Here is a 17,090-nt window from a genome sequence, read left to right as displayed (position 1 = left end):
CACATTGAAATGCCGAGAACTGACCACGTCCGCTTTCAGGAACTGCCCGAACCGGCATGGGTGGCCGGTTATAGGGCGCGAAGCATCCTCGGGGCGAATGACCGCAACTGGGCGTTAGCTGCCGCGATAGGAGTCCGACGAGCCGTAAGGTGTGCGTCGCGTCGATGACAGTTGGATGATAAACGGCATCTTTTGGGTGCTGCTCTCTGGCGTGTAGTGCACGCGCCGCTGGTCCTTCCCATCGGCAGCGGTCACAGGCGCGGGAGAAAGGCGCGCTCGGCGCCTAGTCTCCCTACATGCTTTCTACCACATCCTTCCTAGCCGCTTGCGATCCAGCGATGCGAGTATGACCGAATAGTTCGGAACTGCTGCTATCGTTAGAAGCCGGCGTGCCTACCCCCGGCAAGGCCAAAAAGCTGCGATCGCGTCATCTCGCGCCCGCACTTCCTTGGGGCAATTGAGGTTATGACCTAAGCGCCTATCCCGTTAGGTAGTACAATTGGCACCCACGGTTACGATCTTCGGGACTCCCCGCGATCCGCCCACCCGTAGGTGTCCCGCAGAAAGCCACTGATCGATAAAATCGTCCACACACGTCCATCGATTTTCGGTGACGTCTATTACCCAAGCATTACCCAAGTTCCCGGTTTGTACCGATCGGCTAACAGCTAAGTACTTGAAATTATTGGTGACCCCTACGGGAATCGAACCCGTGTTTCAGCCGTGAAAGGGCCGCGTCCTAGACCGCTAGACGAAGGGGCCACGTTGCCGTGGTGGCGCGGGCACTAGGGAAAGCGCTCCCCTTGGTCAAGCCGGGCAGCGCAGGTAGATCGGATTGCCGATCAGCGCCGGCTTGCCCGAGGGCAGCATCACGTTGACGCTCGCCCAGCCGCACGGCCTGGCTGGGCCCAGCGTCAGCGTGCTGCGCTGGTCGGCGCTGGTCACCGGCGTACGCGCGCCCGCGACCGGGGTGCCGTTGGCGATCAGCTCGATGGTTCCCCCCTGGAGGCCGACGACGTGTACCGCGAGGTTCACCGGTCCCGCCGGCTTGAGCTCGCCGCCCATCACTACCCGCTGATCGCCCGCGCGTCCCTCGACTTCGAGCAGCCGGTCCCGCGTGCCCTCGACGTCGATGAAGACGTTGCCGGCGCGGATGCCATCCTGGATGCCGCTGAGCGACAGTTCGCGGGCGTGGACCACCGTGGTCGGCCGACCGACGCGCGACTTCTCCGGCGGCGCGTCGGCGTCGTGGTTGTCGCTGCCGCCGATGCCCGTCAGGCGATGGCCCTCGTTGAGCCGTGCGTACCAGAAACCCGTTCCGGCGAGCGGTCCGGTCACCGTATTGGCGTTGATCGCCTCGATCGCGGCGATGCCCGACCAGTCGGTATCCCAGGTCCAGCCGCAGCCCATGCACGCCTCGCCGGTAGGGAGCGCGGGATGGTTGATCGACATGATCGCGCCCGCCGCCGCCGCCGCACGCTCGAGTGCGCGGGCGTCCGGCACCGCCGGCGTGCCGACGCGGAAATCGACGAAGCGTGATGGTCCGAAGATATTGGCATGGCCGCGGAAGGTGGTGATCTCGACGCCGGGAATCAGCAGCAGCTTGTCGAACCAGGGCTGCAGCTCGCGGAGGCCATCGAAATGCGAGACGGTGTTGTGGTCGGTGACCGCGATGAAGTCGAGCCCGGCCCTCGCGGCCGCCTCGACGGTGCGGTAGAGCGGGCACGGCACGCGCCTGCCGGCCTGGCTGGTGCAGCTCCCGTCGCTGTTGGCGTCATGCATGTGGAGGTCGCCGCGGTACCAGCCCTCCCCGGTCCGGATCGGCGGGTCGGCGATCGCCGCGCTGGCGTTGGCGACGTCCTTGCGGTCGAAGAAGACGTCGACGGTATAGGCGCTGTTGCTTCCTGGCCGGGCATTGGGGATGCCCATCAGCACGCGCCAACGGCCCGGCGTCACCGGCCCGGGCAGGTACCCGGGCGTGGCGTCGCTCGCGCTGATCGTGAAGCGGTCGCGGGTGCCGCCGCTCCAGCCGCGGAAGCCTTCGGGACCGAGCACGCCGAGGTCGATCACCGTCCGGTTCGACTTGTCGTAGCTGAGCGTGACGGTGATCCGTTCGACGCCCCGGGGAACGTCGAACGGCACTTCCTTGTAATGCTGCGCGTCCTCGCCGGTGACCGCGCCGGTGACGTGAACGTCGGGCTTGGGCGCCTCCTCGGCCGCCGCAGGCAGTGGCGCGGCGAGCGCAAGGAGCAGCGCGAGCATCGTCCGCATCAGAAGGCGAAATCCACGGCGAAGCGGAAGTTGCGCCCCAGGATCGGCCGGCCGATGAACAACAGGTCGTTGGCCTGGCCGCTGGTCAGCTCGCCCGCGCGCGGATTGCCCTCGGTGAGACCGATCTCGTTGGTCAGGTTGTCGCCATAGGCCCACAGCGAGATCTGCGGCGTCACGTTGAAGCGGACGCTGGCGTTGAGCACCGTGTAGGCCGGCAGCTCCGAGGTGTTGGCGGCGTCGGCATAGCGCTTGGTGTAATGCTCGACGTCGAGCTGCGCGCGGATGCGGTCGCCCCACAGCGTCACCGCCGGCGTCGCCCTCAGCGCGAGCCGCGGCACGCGCAACAGCTGGTTGCCCGAATAGTCGCGGTCGATGATGATCTGATTCCCATCCTCGTCCCTCCCCAGCTCGCCGTAGCGCAGATTGCGGAAGGTCGGGTCCTGCCAGGTGGCATTCAGCGTGAAGTCGAACCAGCGGGTCGGTCGCACCGTGCCCTCGAACTCGACGCCATAGGACCGCGTGTCGGTATAGACCGTCTGCGAGACGTAGCCCTGGGTTTCAGGGTCGAAGCGGGTGTTGCCGATCCCGTAGGAGTCGAAATCGGTGAGGAAGGCGGTCGCATAGACGCTCACCAGCGGTGTCGCCAGCTTGAAACCGGCTTCCCACATGTCGATGCCCTGCGTGACCGGCTGGGCGGTGGCGCTGGTGATGAAGCTGCCGACGCTCGGCAGGCGGAACGCCGAGGTGTAGCGCGCGAAGACGCCCATCGTACGGGCGAACTGCCAATCGGCGCCGAGCGTCCAGCCGACACGGTCGAAATTGCGGTCGAAGGGCGTGAACACGCCGTTGCCAGTCAGCACGTCATTGTCGGCAAGCGTGGTCGGATCGCCGAGATTGACGCTGATCTGCCCTTCCTGCGACCCCTTGGTGTTCACCTTCTCCCAGCGGACGCCGCCGTCGATGCGGAACTGCGGCGTGATCTGCCACTCGTCCGAAGCATAGAGCGCGAAGGTATCCTGCTTGCCCGAACCGTTGGCGAACTCGGAGCCGTAGCGGGCGACGCCGTTCTGCGTCAGCGCGCCGACCACCTGCCCCGCCGCGTTCAGCGCGACGAGATCGAGCAGCTGCGAATTGCCCGACACGTCCTGGATCGTCGAGGCTGAGTAGCGCGTGAACGTCTCGTCGATGTGCGCATAGTAGAAGCCGAAGGCGAAGTCGTGCGTCATGCTGCCCATCTGGAACTGGTGGGCGATGCGGAAATCGTTGAGGAACTCGCTCTCGTCGACGGTCACCGGCCGCGCGGCATTGATGAACACGTCGCCGTTGCCGTTCTGGTTGGCGACGTCGAACGGCAGGCCGGTGTCGACGTAGCGGAGCTCGACGCTGGTCGCGCCCGGGAAGGCGGCAAGCACCTGGCTCTGATACTGGTTGAGCAGCGCTGTCGCGGTGCTCACCGAGGCCGGATAGACGCCGTTCCGGATCGTGTTCGAATCTCGGTAGCGCATGTTGTTGGTGAGCTTCCAGCCATCGGCGACCTCCCATTCGCCCAGCGCGGAGAACTGGTCGAGCCGGATGCGGGTGCCGTCGCTGTTGTCGAACTGCACCGGACCGTCGGCGCTCCTCAGCGTCATGAACGCGGTCGCGCGGCTGGCGGTGGTATCGTAGCGCGGGTCGAAGCCGGCGATGCCGACGATGTCGCCGTCGGCATTCTTGGTCAGCGGGATGCCGGTGTAGAAGATCGCGTTGTCGGAGAGGTGCTTGTAGCTGACCGCGATCCGCCCCCCGTCGAAATTCTTGGCGAGGTCGGCGCGGATCTGGCCGCCCTTGTTGCCGGTGAAGCCGGGATCGCGCACGCCCTGCTCGTTGCGGTAGAAGCCGCCGACATCGAAGGTCCAGCCGTTGCCGAGCGGCGCGCCGACCCAGCCGTCGAAACGGTAGAGGTCCGCGGTCGGGCCATAGAGCACGCGGGCATGACCGGACAGCTCGTCGCCCGGCCGGCGGGTGATGAAGTTGACGACGCCGCCCGGCGCGTTGGAGTAGAAGACGGACGACGGGCCGCCGCGCACCACCTCGATGCGGTCGATCGACTCGTCCGTACGGAAGGCCTGGTCGGCGTTGAGATAGCCGAGCGCCGGATCATGCTGCACCGGCAGCCCATCCTCGAGCAGGTTGATCGAGCCGAAGCCGTCGACGGGAATACCGCGCGCGCGGACGTTGCCGCTGCCCTCGCCGCCCGACGCCTCCACCCAGAAGCCGGGAACGGACTTCAGCGTCTCGGTCACGCTCGACGCCGCGCGCGAGCGCAGCGCGTCATTGTCGAGCGTGGTGATCGCGTAGCTGGTCTCGAGCTTGGTCCGCTCGCCCGCACCCGCACGGCCGGTGACGACGATGTCCTCGCCGCCTTCGCCCTGCGACTCGGTGTCGGTAGGGGCGGTCTGCGCCATGGCCGCGGTGCTGCACGTCGCGGCAAGAGCGACGAGCAATGATTTGACGAACATGCGATCAACCATGGTGCTGAACCCCCAATCCCTCGCCGTCGGATGCGGCATGGCTGGGCGGCTAGGCGCGGCAGGTTACGAGTTTGCGGCAGTGCGGCGACGGTTTGGTTACGTAGCGTCACCTTGCCGTCATGTCGGCACCATCCGGCGGCGAACCGCGGCCCATGCCGGAAATATTGCTATCGGGGTCCCAACCCTCCTAATCCGCCAACATGGCGGACCCCCGCATCATCGACGTCGAGCTCGACGAGCGCACCATCCTCTGGCGCTCGGCCGATGTCGAGCAGGAGCGGCGGATCGCGATCTTCGACCTGCTCGAGGAGAATTATTTCGCGCCCCGGCACAGGCATACGGACGGCTATGCCGGGCCCTACCGTATCAAGCTCAGCGTCGAGGAGGGACGGCTGGCAATCGCGATCCGTCGCGAGGACGGCAGCCATCTGGAGACGCTGGTGCTTGCGCTCGGACGCTTCCGTCGGCCGATCAAGGACTATTTCGCGATCTGCGACAGCTATTACGACGCGATCCGCAACGCCGGCCCCGCTCAGATCGAGACGATCGATATCGCTCGGCGCGCCATTCACAACCAGGCGGCCGAGCTGCTGATGGAGCGGCTGGAGGGCAAGATCGAGGTCGATTTCGACACCGCGAGACGGCTGTTCACACTGATCTGCGTGCTCCATATCCGCGGTTGATGACGAAGATCGATCCCCCTGCCCTGATCGCCGCCGCCCGCACGGCCGCGCTCAACGCCCATGCCCCCTATTCGCGCTTCGCCGTAGGCGCGGCGGTGCTGCTCACCGACGGCAGCGTGGTGACGGGCGCCAATTTCGAGAATGCGAGCTACGGCCTGTCGCTTTGCGCCGAGACGGTGGCGTTGGCGACGGTGAACAGTCTCGGCAGGCTGCGCGACGTGGCCGCGATCGGCGTGATCGGGGGCCGCATCGGCCACCCCGACGCTTCGCCGGTCAGCCCCTGCGGCCGCTGCCGTCAGGTCATCAACGAAGCCGCGCAATTGAGCGGATGCGATATTCCCGTCTTCTGCGCCGGCGCGGAAGGCGACGAGATTACCGCATACAGGCTCTCGGAACTGTTGCCCCTTGCCTTCGGCCCCAAGGACCTGGGATTCGTCTGAATCGAGATCGAAACGACCGAAGGGCTGCTCCGCGTTCGCCGGCGATCGCCGATCCACAACCACCTTGCCCCGCCGCGCGCTTCCGGCAAAAGCGGGACCAGGAGCAGGGGAAACCATGAGCATTCTTTCCGACCGCTGGATTCGTGAGCAGGCCCTCAACCACGGCATGATCGAACCGTTCGTCGAGGCGCAGCGGCGCGAAGGCTGCATCAGCTATGGCCTGTCGTCCTACGGCTACGACGCGCGCGTGGCGGACGAGTTCAAGATCTTCACCAACGTCGATTCGGCGACGGTCGATCCCAAGGATTTCGCCGCCAACAGCTTCGTCGACCGCCGGACCGACGTGTGCATCATCCCGCCCAACAGCTTCGCGCTCGCCCGCACCGTCGAATATTTCCGCGTGCCGCGCGACGTGCTGGTGATCTGCCTCGGCAAGTCGACCTATGCGCGCTGCGGCATCATCGTGAACGTGACTCCGCTCGAGCCCGAATGGGAGGGCCATGTCACGCTCGAATTCTCGAACACGACGCCGCTGCCGGCCAAGATCTACGCCAACGAGGGTGCTTGCCAGTTCCTGTTCCTCAAGGGCGACCAGCCCTGCGAGACCAGCTATGCCGACCGTGCCGGCAAGTATATGGGACAGCGGGGGGTGACGCTGCCACGGCTATAGGTGGTTCGTCTACCGGCTCCCGGCCGGCGCATCTAGGGGGCGACAAGTGCAGCGGCTGCTTGTCGGCTCAAGGTTGATCAAAAAGTTGACTAAATTGACTCTACCGCGCCTGTACGGGCCAATACGCTAGGAAATGCGCCGAGGATGGGATGCGGACGCGGCGGGGAAACGCCGCAGACGCGACACCGGTGCGGCACGGACGAGATTGATGGATCAAAGAGCGGACCGATGCGTGAGCAATCGGTCACGCAAACCAAGCAGCGCGAAATCCTACATTGCAAGGGAGCTGGATTGCACAAACCCGACCCGCTCCTCGCCCCGACGCGCCTGCCCCGGGCATAGGCTGGAGTTTCGGGGGTCAACGCCTCGGTTCGAGGTTCCGGCCAGAAGAACCTCATGGCCGGTTTTCACGGAAAAAGTGGATGCCGGAACAAGTCCGGCATGACAATTCAATCCTTGCGGACCGCTCCAGTAAGAGTGGAATATCTTGCGCCAAGCAGCCGATAAAGCGAGCGGGCGATCTTCGATCGCGCCGCTCGCCTCGGCTTCAATTCCTCGCGACGTGGTTCCGCAGGTCCAGCTGGCGCAAGCCCGCCTGGGCGATCACATGAGCGCTGGCCGTCCTGTCGGCAGAAAGATCCATCAGCACGTCCTCATTGGTAAGCACCTGCTGATACAGCGCGCGCGCCTCGCTCGCGCGGCCGGTCTGCGCGTAGACGGCGGCGAGGTTGAGCAGAATCTCGGGTCGGTCGGGGAAGATGCGGCGCTCGGCGATCAGCCGGCGCTCGGCCTTGGCATAGTCGCCGCGCTCGATCGCCTGCGCGGCCACGGGATCGGTGCGGGTCTGCGCCGGCGCCGCCTGAGCCGCGGCCGCCAGCGACGCGACAAGGATGGCAGCAGCTACCTTGTTCATCATGAGGCTCCTCTCATCGTTACGGTTCGATGTCAATTTTATGACACTCATATTTCATTACGATGAAAGAGATGTGACGTCAAAAGAAAAGGGCGGCCGAAGCCGCCCTTTAAAGCCTATCGATCCAACGCCGCCCGCGCGAAACGGGCCGCGATCGTCAGAAGTCGCCGCGATATTGTTCGTTGCCGACGAAGCCGAGCTTGGTGACGTTGGCGCGCTTGATGATCGCCAGCACCTGATCGACCTTCTCGTACCGCGCCTGGGCGTCGGGCTGGAAGTGCAGCTCTGGCTCCGGGCTCATCGCCGTAGTGCGCTCGAGATACTGTGCCAGCGTCACGTCGTCGATCGGCGTGCCGTTCCAGAACACGTTGCCGGTCGCGTCGATCGACACCTTGTTCTTATCCGGCTCGATCGGCGGCTTGGGCGCGTTCGAGTTCTGCGGCAGATCGACCTTCACCGCGTGCGTCTGCACCGGGATGGTGATGATGAACATGATGAGGAGCACGAGCATGACGTCGATCAACGGCGTCGTGTTCATCTCCATCATCGGCTCGCCGTCGTCGCGGCCACCACTCATTGCCATTTCAAACTACTCCTTGGGCTCCGCGGATCAGCGATCGAGCGTCTGGACCGAGCCCGGCGGCGGCTCGGAAATGAAGCCGACCTTGGCGAAGCCCGCCATCTGCATCGTGTAGACGGTGCCGCCGATGCAGCGATACGGCGTGTTGACGTCGCCGCGGATGTGCACCTCGGGGATGTCATCCGCCGTCAGGTTCGCGCCGAGCCGGTCGACCACGCCCTTGAGCTTGGCCACGCCACGTTCGAGCAGCTCGTCGTGGTTGACCCTGGTCATGTTCCAATAAACCTCGCACCCGGCCGGGCTACCCTTCACCGAGAGCGATACGTTCTCGGGCTTGGTAGTGGTGGGTTCGAACGGTACCTTGGGCAGCTGCACTTCGACGGTCTGGATCACGACCGGAACCGCGATCAGGAAGATGATCAGGAGCACCAGCATCACGTCGACGAGCGGCGTGGTATTGATGTCCGACATCGGGGTTTCTTCGCTGCTACCCCCTACGCTCATCGCCATGGCGAGCTAATCCTATCCTCAAATTCACATCCGACGCGACAGCCACGCCGGTCAATCGGTTGGGGGCCGCAGCCTGCGGCCCCCAAAGGTCACTTACGCGCGGGTCTGCACGCCGCCGGTCTGGCCGGCGGTCGCGGTCGGCGCCGGCTTCGCCGGAGCAGCCTTGGCCGGAGCCGCCTTCGCCGTCGTCGCGGCCGGACGCACCGCACCGTTCGAGGCGAGGAAGCCGAGCACGTCGTTCGAGAAGGCCGACAGGTCCTCCGCGATGCCCTTGTTGCGGCGCTGCAGCCAGTTGTAGGCCAGCACCGCCGGCACGGCGACCGCCAGGCCCAGCGCGGTCATGATCAGCGCCTCACCGACCGGGCCGGCGACCGCGTCGATCGACGCCTGGCCCGCCGCGCCGATCTTGATCAGCGCACGGTAGATGCCGATGACGGTACCGAACAGACCGATGAACGGCGCGGTGGCGCCCACGGTAGCGAGGAAGGCGAGGCCGGTGTTCAGCTTCGAGTTGATCGCCGCCTCCGAGCGGGCGAGCGAACCATGAAGCCAGTCGTGCGCCTCGACCGGATCGGTCAGGCGGCCGTGCTGCTCCTGCGCCGCTAGGCCGTCGTCGACGATCTGACGATAGGCGGAGTTCTTCTCGAGCTTGGCCGCGCCTTCGCGCAACGAGTTGTTGCTCCAGAAGCTCTGGCGGACGCGCTTCGCCTGGTTGATGATCTTCTGCTGCTCGAACAGCTTGGTGAACATGATGTAGAAGCTGACGATCGACATCAGCACCAGAATGCCGAAGACGGTCTGGGCGATGATGCCGCCCTGCTGGAGTGCTGGAATCAGGCCGTACGGGTTTTCGCCGCCGTGAGCCGCACCTGCGGCAAGGATGGTGGTCAGCATTGCTCGGTCTTCCTCTGACGATTTGATTTCAACGAAAGTTCGGCGTCCCAGGCCCGGCCTGGCGACGCCGAGGGTTAGTTATTCCTCGAGCTGCCAGCGCACGCCCGGGATGGTGGCGGTCGAAACGATCGGGTTGCCCGCATCGTCCTGCGCCGGCTTGTAGCGGCCGCGCCGCTTGGCGAGACTGCAGGTCGTACTGTCGAGTTCCGCGTTGCCGCTCGATGAGGTTACGCGGCAGTCGCTGACGCGGCCATCGGTGCCGATGGTCAGCGAAACGGTAACGCGTCCCTCGGCACCCGCACGACGCGCACCGGCCGGATAGTCGTCGTTCGAGAACCATGAGCCGGGATTACCCCTCGGCGTCGCCTTGGCGGCGAGCTTCGGCGGCGGCGGCGGCGGCGGCGCGGGCGGAGCCGGCGGCGCGGCGATCGGCGCCGGCGTATAGGTCGGCGGCGGTGTCGTCACCGCGGTGATCGTCACCGGCGGCGGCGTGTTGGTCTGCACGATCGGCGGCGGCGTCACGACCGGCGGCGGCTGCATCGGCTGATCCGGCGGCGGCGGCGGTGGCGGCACCTCTTCGGGCGGGGGTGGCGGTTCCTCTACCTCGAAGGTCTTCAGATTCTCCTGAGCCTTCTTGATATATTGGTAGGCGAGGCCCGTCACGAAGGCATATCCGAGCGCAACGTGGATCAGCGCGACGATGATCAGCGCTACCACACGGCTGCCGCTCATATTCCGGTCAGCGTAAGCCATTCAGCAACGAAACTCCCTCATGACTGACAATGGTGAACCCGACATGGTCCTTCTGTCGTTGCCCACCTTCTGCCTTGACTGTTGTATCCCTGCGGCAGCGCGCGAGTCTCTATCGTGGCCCTCGGGATGACGCAAACGCTTTGTCGAGCGCAATAAACTTACCAACGCCTCAAGACAGAATTATTTCTGTATCAAAGCTGCACCATCGCGTAACCCGTCATGCCATGAAGTGCCCGTCTTCCGCGATTCCCGCCGCCCTCGTCCTCTTCGCCACATTTGCCCCATATCCGGCGCAAACCGCACAAATCGTGGCAGAAACGGGGCAGGCTGCGCCGTCCTATGCCACCATCGCCGACCGCCTGACGGCCTCGCCGATCGTGATCGATGCGGTTATTCGCGAGGCGATCCGACTGAAGGATGCCGCCGCGGCCAATACCGAAGCGGGGCGGATCAGATATTATATACAGGCCGATGTCCAGGCCCTGATTCGCGCCCCGGCGGACATGCCGACCCGCATTTCCTATCTGGCCGACGTCGCGACCGATTCGCGCGGCAGGCCGCCGAAGCTCAAGAAGCTGCGCGTGCTGCTGTTCGCCCGCCCGGTTCCGAATCGCCCGGGCGAGATCCAGCTCGTCGCTCCCGATGCCCAGCAGCCCTGGACGCCGGCGCTCGACGGCCTGGTCCGCCGCATCGCGAAGGAACTGGTCGCACCCGATGCCCCGCCTGCGATCACCGGCATCGGCAATGCCTTCCACGTTCCCGGCACGCTGCCCGGCGAGGGCGAGACCCAGATATTCCTGCTTACCGGCAACGGCCGGCCGGTCTCGCTCAACGTGCTGCGCCGGCCCGGCGAGCAGCCGCGCTGGGCGGTGGCGCTGTCGGAGATCGTCGACGAGGCGGCGGGGCCGCCCGCCAAGGATACGCTGTTGTGGTACCGCCTCGCCTGCGGCCTGCCGCCGACGCTGCCCGATAGCGCACTAGCGTCGATGGAGGCGGCCGATGCCGCGGCGGCACGCGAGGACTATGATTTCGTGCTGAAGGCGCTCGGGCCGTGCGGCCGCTGACCGTCAGCGGCCGAGATGGACGAAATCGCGGCCCCAGCTTCTGAGATGAGCGCCGGCATCGACGAAGATCACCTGACCGGTCACTGATTCGGCCGTCGCGAGCCACGCGACGGCGTCGGCCACCGCTTCGGGCGCAGGCAGATGCGCGAGCGGCATCATCGCCGCGAGCCGGTCGAGCTGGGCCGCGTCATATTCCGCAGTCGGAATGGTCAGCCCCGGCGCGACGCCATTGACCCGAACGCCTGGGGCCAACGCGATTGCGAGCGTGCGGGTCGCCTCGGCGAGCGCCTGCTTCGACAGCGTATAGGCGAGCTGGTCGACCGGCGGATGGGCGATTCGCTGGTCGAGGATGTTGACCACGGCGCGCCCGCCGAGCCCCGCCACCCGGTGCGCGAGAGCATAGGGGGCAGCGAGATTCACGCGCAGGTGATCGAGGAGATCATCGTAGCCGCCGCTCCCCTCCCCCACCGTCTCGAAACGCGAGGCGCTATTGACGAGCAGGCCGGCCGGTCGTCCGAAATGGCGCGCCACCTCGTCCGGCAGCGCCTCGACGGCGCGCGAATCGGCGAGGTCGGCGGCAAAGACGTGATGATCGACGCCCGCGAGCCGCTCTTCCAACCACGGCTCGGGCTCGGGATCATGGCCGGCGTGGAGCGCGAGGTCGTACCCCACCTCCGCCAGCCGCGCGGCGATATGTGCGCCCAGCCGCCGGCAGCTTCCGGTGACGAGCGCGAGCGGGCGCATCAGCGCCGGTGCCTCACCAGCGTGATGCCGATCGATTCGCCGCGCTCGGCGATCGCCAGCTTGATGATCTTCACTGCCACCCGCCGTACGCGCCGGTCCTGCAGGAACAGGGTCTCGGCGATATGGTCGGCGACGCCCTCGATCAGCTTGAAGTGCACGCCCTCGGGCAGCGCGCGCGTCGCCGCGTCGCGCAGGTCGATATAGCTCTTCGACGCCGACAGCGGCGTATCCGGCGCGAACCGGGGCGGACAATCGATCTCCACGTCAAGCGAGATGCGGAGCGGCTGCGGCAGGTGGGTTTCCTCGGAATAGATGCCGGTCAGCACCTGGACCTCGAGATCGTGCACCTGAAGGGTGAGGCTGTCGTTCATGGGTGAGGCGCCGATAGCAGATCGGCGCGCGCACGAAAGCCTTGCGCTGCCGTCCGATGGCGCTAATGCGCGCGCCCTCCATGACCATCGTCCCGCTCTCGACCATCGCGCCCGGCGCCGTCGAAGCGCTGCTCGACCGTGCCTTCGGGCCTGAGCGGCGCGAGAAGACGGCCTATCGCGTGCGCGAGGGGCTGGAGGCGATTCCCGAGCTGAGCTTCGCAATGCTCGACGAGACGGGCGCGCTCGCCGCCGCCATCCAGTGCTGGCCGGTGGCATTGGCCTGCGATGACGGCAGGCGCGTGGCAATGGTGATGGTCGGCCCGATCGCGGTGGAACCCATGATCCAGGGCGGCGGGCTCGGCCGGCGTATCACCCGCCACGCGCTCGCCGCGGCCGACGCCGGCGGCGGTGAGGGTCGGGACAAGCTGATGCTGGTCGGCGATCCGGAATATTATGCGCGCTTCTTCGGCTTTTCCGCCGAACACACCGGCCGCTGGCGCCTGCCCGGCCCTTGGGAGCCTCGCCGGCTGCTCGCACGCGGCCCCGTTCCGGAGTGCCCCGGGATGATCGAACCACGACGGCGAGCCATCGCCTGAGGGTTTACGGGCGCCGCGCTCCTGCTAACGCTGCCGCGATGCCGATGGAGCCGCCACCCGACCTCGCTTCGCTGAGCCTCGCCGAGATCGCGGACCTCGCAGCGCGACGGAAGCTGCCACCGGTCGAGCAGTGGAACCCCGGCCATTGCGGCGACAGCGAGATGCGGATCGCGCGCGACGGCACCTGGTATCACCAGGGCTCGCCGATCGGGCGGCCGGCGATGGTGCGGCTGTTCTCGACGATCCTCAGGCGCGAGCCGGACGGCGGCTATGTGCTGGTGACGCCGGTCGAGAAGCTCGACATCGCGGTCGAGGACGCTCCTTTTATAGCGGTCGAACTCAAGGCGGAGGGGAGCGGGCGCGACATGCGCCTCGGCTTCCGCCTCAACACCGACGATTTCGTCACTGCCGGTCCCGCGCATCCGCTGCGCTTCGCGGCGCATGACGAGGGGCCTCGCCCCTATCTCCACGTCCGCGGCGGGCTGGAGGCGCTGGTGGCGCGGCCGGTCTATTACGAGCTGGCGGAGATCGCGCTGGCCGGGGACGACGCGCCGCCCGGCCTGTGGAGCGACGGCGCCTTCTTCCCGCTGAAGCCGGCATGACCCTGGCCGAGCGGCTGACGGCCGCGCTGGAGGCGGGCAATCGCACGACGCCCGAGCTGCTGACCGGCGACCTCGGGGGACTGGAGCTCGACCAGGCGCCGCGCCATGCCGAGGCGGCGGTGCTGATCGCGGTCACCGACCGGCCGGAGCCGGGCGTGATCCTCACCCAGCGGACTGAGACGCTGCGCCGCCACGCCGGGCAGGTCGCCTTTCCCGGCGGCCGGATCGATCCCGGCGACGACGGTCCGGTCGCCGCCGCGCTCCGCGAGGCCGAGGAGGAGATCGCGCTGCCTCCGGAGGCGGTGACGGTGATCGGCCCGGTCGACCGCTATCGCACCGTCACCGGCTATGACGTGACGCCCGTGCTCGGCGTGGTCGCGCCGGACCTGCCGCTCGTCGCCGCCGAGGCGGAGGTCGCCGACGTGTTCGAGGTCCCCCTCGCCTTCCTGCTCGATCCCGCCAACCAGCGCGAGACCGGTCAGGTCTGGCAGGGGCGCGTGCGGCATTATTATCAGATCGACTGGAACGGCCGCCGTATCTGGGGCGCGACCGCGGCGATGCTGGTCAACCTGTCGCGGCGGCTGGCATGGTGACGCTGCCGTACGCGGAGTGGCGCCACCGCGCGGGGCTCGATCGCCTCGTCGAGGTGCTCGGCGCCGACGAGGGCACGGCGCGGTTCGTCGGCGGCGCGGTGCGCGATGCGCTGCTCGGCATTCCGGTCGCCGACCTCGACATCGCCACGCGTCATGCGCCGGCGACGGTAATCGACCTTCTGCGCCGCGCCGGGATCAAGGCGGTGCCGACCGGGATCGACCACGGCACCGTGACCGCGGTGATCGAGAGCGGTCCGGTCGAGGTGACGACGCTGCGCCGCGACGTCTCGACCGACGGGCGCCGCGCGACCGTCGCCTTCACCGACGACTGGCGCGAGGACGCGGCGCGACGGGATTTCACCATCAATGCGCTCTACGCCGATCCCGCGACCGGCGAGGTGTTCGACTATTTCGGCGGCTTCGCCGATCTGGAGGCGCGCCGCATCCGCTTCATCGGTGATCCGCACCAGCGCATCGCCGAGGATCATCTGCGCATCCTGCGCTTCTTTCGTTTCCTCGCCCGTTTCGGCGACGCCCCCGATCCGGCCGGGCTGGAGGCCTGCACCGCGCGCGCCAACGACCTGATGGCGCTGTCGCGCGAGCGCATCCGTGACGAGCTGCTCAAGCTGCTCGCCGCGCGCGAGGCGGTGCGGGTCGTGCGGCTGATGCTGGAACGCGGCATATTGAAGCCGGTGCTGCCGGAGATCGCCTCGGCCGACCGGCTGGAGATGTTGGCCGCGCGCGAGGCGGCCGCCGGCATCGCGCCCGCGCCCTTGCGCCGCCTGGTCGCGCTGCTGCCCGCCGAGGCGGTCGAGGAGGTCGGGGCGCGGCTCAAGCTCTCCAACGCCGAGCGCAAGCGGATCGCCTTCGCCGCACAGCCGGCTGGCGATCGCGGCGTGCATGAGCTCGCCTATCGCCTCGGCACCGAGAGTGCGGTCGACCGGCTGATGCTGTCGGACCGTCCGGTGGAGGAGGCACGCACGGCCGCCGGTTGGAGCCCGCCGTCGCTGCCGATCACGGGCGGGGCGCTGGTCTCGCGCGGGTTGCGCCGTGGACCGGAGGTCGCCCGCGTGCTGCGCGAGATCGAGAACCGCTGGATCGCCGAGGGCTTCCCCGACGCGGCGCGGGTCGAGGCGATCGCCGAAGAGGCGGTGGCTCAGGCGCTGCGCTCGGCGAGCAGCGCATAGGCCGCATCCTTCTCCAGCGGCCGCGAATAGAGATAGCCCTGGCCGTATGAGCATCCGAGCGCGGCGAGCGTCTGGGCAAGCTCGTTGGTCTCGATGCCCTCCGCCGTGGTGCGCATCCCAAGCGCCTGGGCTAAACTCAAGATTGCGCGGACGATCGCCACCTTGTCGCGGTCGGCAAGCATCCCGCTGACGAAGCTGCGGTCGATCTTGAGCACGTCGATCGGCAGTTTCTGGAGATAGGCGAGGTTGGAATAGCCGGTGCCGAAATCGTCCATCGCCAGCGTGGTGCCGAGGCCCTTCAGCGCGTGCATGGTCGCGGCGATGCGGTCGGGATCGCTGACGATCGCGCTTTCGGTAAGCTCGAGCGTCAGCCGGTCGCCGGCAACGCCGTGGCCGTCGAGCGCCGCCTGCACCATCGGCGCCACCTGGTCGCGCTGGAGCTGGATCGCCGAAAGGTTGACCGCGACATTGGCCCGGCAATGGCCGCCGGCGGCGCGGTCCCATTCCGCAAGCGTGCGCGCCGCCTCCTCCATCGCCCAGCGGCCGAGCGGCACGATCAGGCCCGATTCCTCGGCGACCGGGATGAAGTCGGACGGCTTCACCTCGGTGCCGTCGCCGAGCGTCCAGCGCGCCAGCGATTCGAACGACACGATCCGCCCGCTCGCCAGGTCGCAGATCGGCTGGAAGCTCAGGCGCAGCTCGCCGTTCTCGACCGCGCGGCGCAGCTCGGTCTCGATGCTGAACTGGGTGCGGACGATGTCGAACGCCGAATCCCGATAGATCTCGGTGCGCCCGGTCTTCTTCGCCCGCTTCACCGCGAACTGGGCGTGGCGGATCAGGTCCTCAGGTTCGGCGAGCTCGTCATGGCCCAGCGCGATACCGATCGAGCAGTCGATGCGGATCTCGAAGTCCGACAGCCGGAACGGCGTCGACAGCGCCGCATGGATGCGATCGGCGACCTGGAGCGCGTCGCGGCCACCCTCCTCGACCGCGACCAGGATACCGAACTCGTCGCCGCCGATCCGCGCGAGCATGTCGCTGCCGCGCAGCGCGCCCTTGATCCGCCGCGCAACCGATATCAGCAGCTCGTCGCCGGCCAGGCTCCCCAGGCAGGCGTTGATGCGGCTGAAGCGGTCGAGGTTGACGATCATCACCGCATGTCCGGCGCGCGTCTCGTCGGTGATGCGGCTTTCGAGCTCGTCGCCGAAGCCGCCGCGGTTGGGCAGGCCGGTGAGGCTGTCCGACAGCATCTCGCGCCTGAGGCTGGTTTCGGTGCGCTGCTCGCCGGTTTGGTCGACCAGGCTCACCAGACAGCGCTTGACGTGACGGAACGCCGCGCGGCGCGCGATCATCACGCGGAAGTAGCGTGCGTCGATCGCCTCGCCGAACTGCCAGGCGAATTCGAGATGGGTCTCGTCGGATTCGAGGAACTGGAGGATGCGCGCGCCGAGCAGGCGGATCACCGGCGACTGCTCGGCAAGAGTGCCGAGCCCCGCCCGGCGGAAGGCGCGGTTGACCGCTTCGAAGGCGAAGGCGCCGCCGGTCCACTCCACCACCGCGGCGGGAATCGGCATCAGGTCGATGATCGCGGCACTTGTCCGCGGCCCGAGCTGCGGGACGTCCTCGGCAACCGCGAGCGGCGCCGGAGCGAGCGTAGTGATCGGGCGCGCCTTGCGAAAATCCATCGCGTCCCTGCTAGCCGCGATTGG

At 67.2% G+C, this 17,090-nt stretch carries 18 protein-coding genes and 1 tRNA gene; 8 read left to right on the top strand and 11 right to left on the bottom strand.

Annotated features, from left to right (window positions below; translation table 11 throughout):
* Positions 1-686: 686 nt before the first annotated feature.
* From ACMGER_RS17450 to ACMGER_RS17440, 3 genes are all read right to left on the bottom strand, one after another.
* Positions 687-762, bottom strand: a tRNA-Glu gene (locus ACMGER_RS17450).
* Positions 763-807: 45 nt separating this feature from the next.
* Entirely contained in the window at positions 808-2,271 is a 1,464-nt protein-coding gene (locus tag ACMGER_RS17445) for a CehA/McbA family metallohydrolase (protein WP_436813431.1), read from the bottom strand.
* Positions 2,271-4,781: a TonB-dependent receptor gene (locus ACMGER_RS17440; RefSeq protein WP_436813430.1), complete on the bottom strand. Its 2,511-nt coding sequence runs from the start codon at positions 4,779-4,781 to the stop codon at positions 2,271-2,273. The genes ACMGER_RS17445 and ACMGER_RS17440 overlap by 1 nt, the downstream gene beginning before the upstream one ends.
* A gap of 200 nt (positions 4,782-4,981) precedes the next feature.
* Here ACMGER_RS17440 and ACMGER_RS17435 point away from each other — a divergent pair, with 200 nt between their 5' ends.
* The 3 genes from ACMGER_RS17435 to dcd all read left to right on the top strand — a co-directional run bounded on the left by ACMGER_RS17435 (position 4,982) and on the right by dcd (position 6,574).
* Entirely contained in the window at positions 4,982-5,464 is a 483-nt protein-coding gene (locus tag ACMGER_RS17435; protein WP_436813429.1) for a UPF0262 family protein, read from the top strand.
* Positions 5,464-5,904 (top strand): cytidine deaminase, encoded by a 441-nt coding sequence (locus tag ACMGER_RS17430; RefSeq protein ID WP_436813428.1) that lies wholly within the window; start codon positions 5,464-5,466, stop codon positions 5,902-5,904. Before ACMGER_RS17435 ends, ACMGER_RS17430 begins: the two co-directional genes overlap by 1 nt.
* A 115-nt stretch (positions 5,905-6,019) precedes the next feature.
* Entirely contained in the window at positions 6,020-6,574 is a 555-nt protein-coding gene (dcd, locus tag ACMGER_RS17425) for a dCTP deaminase (protein ID WP_436813427.1), read from the top strand.
* A gap of 547 nt (positions 6,575-7,121) precedes the next feature.
* Here dcd and ACMGER_RS17420 read toward each other — a convergent pair.
* The 5 genes from ACMGER_RS17420 to ACMGER_RS17400 form a co-directional block, all read right to left on the bottom strand.
* Positions 7,122-7,487 carry a tetratricopeptide repeat protein gene (locus tag ACMGER_RS17420; protein ID WP_436813426.1) on the bottom strand — a complete coding sequence of 122 codons (366 nt, stop codon included), beginning with the start codon at positions 7,485-7,487 and terminating at the stop codon, positions 7,122-7,124.
* Between the two features lie 157 nt (positions 7,488-7,644).
* Entirely contained in the window at positions 7,645-8,070 is a 426-nt protein-coding gene (locus ACMGER_RS17415) for an ExbD/TolR family protein (RefSeq protein WP_436813425.1), read from the bottom strand.
* Positions 8,071-8,097: 27 nt separating this feature from the next.
* Positions 8,098-8,577, bottom strand: coding sequence for an ExbD/TolR family protein (locus tag ACMGER_RS17410; protein WP_436813424.1), 480 nt, complete (start codon positions 8,575-8,577; stop codon positions 8,098-8,100).
* Between the two features lie 93 nt (positions 8,578-8,670).
* Positions 8,671-9,471 (bottom strand): MotA/TolQ/ExbB proton channel family protein, encoded by an 801-nt coding sequence (locus ACMGER_RS17405; RefSeq protein WP_436813423.1) that lies wholly within the window; start codon positions 9,469-9,471, stop codon positions 8,671-8,673.
* A 78-nt stretch (positions 9,472-9,549) separates the two neighbouring features.
* On the bottom strand, positions 9,550-10,224 hold the full coding sequence (locus ACMGER_RS17400; RefSeq protein ID WP_436813422.1) for an energy transducer TonB: 675 nt from the start codon (positions 10,222-10,224) through the stop codon (positions 9,550-9,552).
* A gap of 224 nt (positions 10,225-10,448) precedes the next feature.
* Here ACMGER_RS17400 and ACMGER_RS17395 point away from each other — a divergent pair, with 224 nt between their 5' ends.
* Positions 10,449-11,288, top strand: a complete 840-nt coding sequence (locus tag ACMGER_RS17395; protein ID WP_436813421.1) for a hypothetical protein — start codon at positions 10,449-10,451, stop codon at positions 11,286-11,288.
* 3 nt (positions 11,289-11,291) lie between these two features.
* On the opposite strand, the gene ACMGER_RS17390 is transcribed toward ACMGER_RS17395, so the two are convergent.
* Together ACMGER_RS17390 and ACMGER_RS17385 are read right to left on the bottom strand one after the other, a co-directional pair.
* Positions 11,292-12,032, bottom strand: a complete 741-nt coding sequence (locus tag ACMGER_RS17390) for an SDR family oxidoreductase (protein ID WP_436813420.1) — start codon at positions 12,030-12,032, stop codon at positions 11,292-11,294.
* A complete protein-coding gene (locus tag ACMGER_RS17385; RefSeq protein ID WP_436813419.1) occupies positions 12,032-12,403 on the bottom strand; it encodes a dihydroneopterin aldolase in 372 nt (123 codons plus the stop codon). The genes ACMGER_RS17390 and ACMGER_RS17385 overlap by 1 nt, the downstream gene beginning before the upstream one ends.
* A gap of 80 nt (positions 12,404-12,483) precedes the next feature.
* Between ACMGER_RS17385 and ACMGER_RS17380 the strand changes: the two genes are divergently transcribed.
* From ACMGER_RS17380 to ACMGER_RS17365, 4 genes are read left to right on the top strand one after another with little or no spacing between them, the layout of a single operon-like run.
* A complete protein-coding gene (locus tag ACMGER_RS17380) occupies positions 12,484-12,999 on the top strand; it encodes a GNAT family N-acetyltransferase (protein WP_436813418.1) in 516 nt (171 codons plus the stop codon).
* A gap of 38 nt (positions 13,000-13,037) precedes the next feature.
* On the top strand, positions 13,038-13,601 hold the full coding sequence (locus ACMGER_RS17375; RefSeq protein ID WP_436813417.1) for a DUF1285 domain-containing protein: 564 nt from the start codon (positions 13,038-13,040) through the stop codon (positions 13,599-13,601).
* Entirely contained in the window at positions 13,598-14,194 is a 597-nt protein-coding gene (locus ACMGER_RS17370; protein WP_436813416.1) for a CoA pyrophosphatase, read from the top strand. The genes ACMGER_RS17375 and ACMGER_RS17370 overlap by 4 nt, the downstream gene beginning before the upstream one ends.
* Positions 14,188-15,381 carry a CCA tRNA nucleotidyltransferase gene (locus tag ACMGER_RS17365; protein WP_436813415.1) on the top strand — a complete coding sequence of 398 codons (1,194 nt, stop codon included), beginning with the start codon at positions 14,188-14,190 and terminating at the stop codon, positions 15,379-15,381. The genes ACMGER_RS17370 and ACMGER_RS17365 overlap by 7 nt, the downstream gene beginning before the upstream one ends.
* On the opposite strand, the gene ACMGER_RS17360 is transcribed toward ACMGER_RS17365, so the two are convergent.
* A complete protein-coding gene (locus tag ACMGER_RS17360) occupies positions 15,351-17,066 on the bottom strand; it encodes a putative bifunctional diguanylate cyclase/phosphodiesterase (RefSeq protein ID WP_436813414.1) in 1,716 nt (571 codons plus the stop codon). The genes ACMGER_RS17365 and ACMGER_RS17360 overlap by 31 nt on opposite strands.
* Positions 17,067-17,090 lie beyond the last annotated feature (24 nt).

It is taken from the genome of Sphingomonas astragali (assembly GCF_051400615.1).
In the GTDB taxonomy this organism is placed as follows: Bacteria; Pseudomonadota; Alphaproteobacteria; order Sphingomonadales; family Sphingomonadaceae; genus Sphingomonas.
This window is presented reverse-complemented; position numbering and strand designations above follow the sequence as displayed.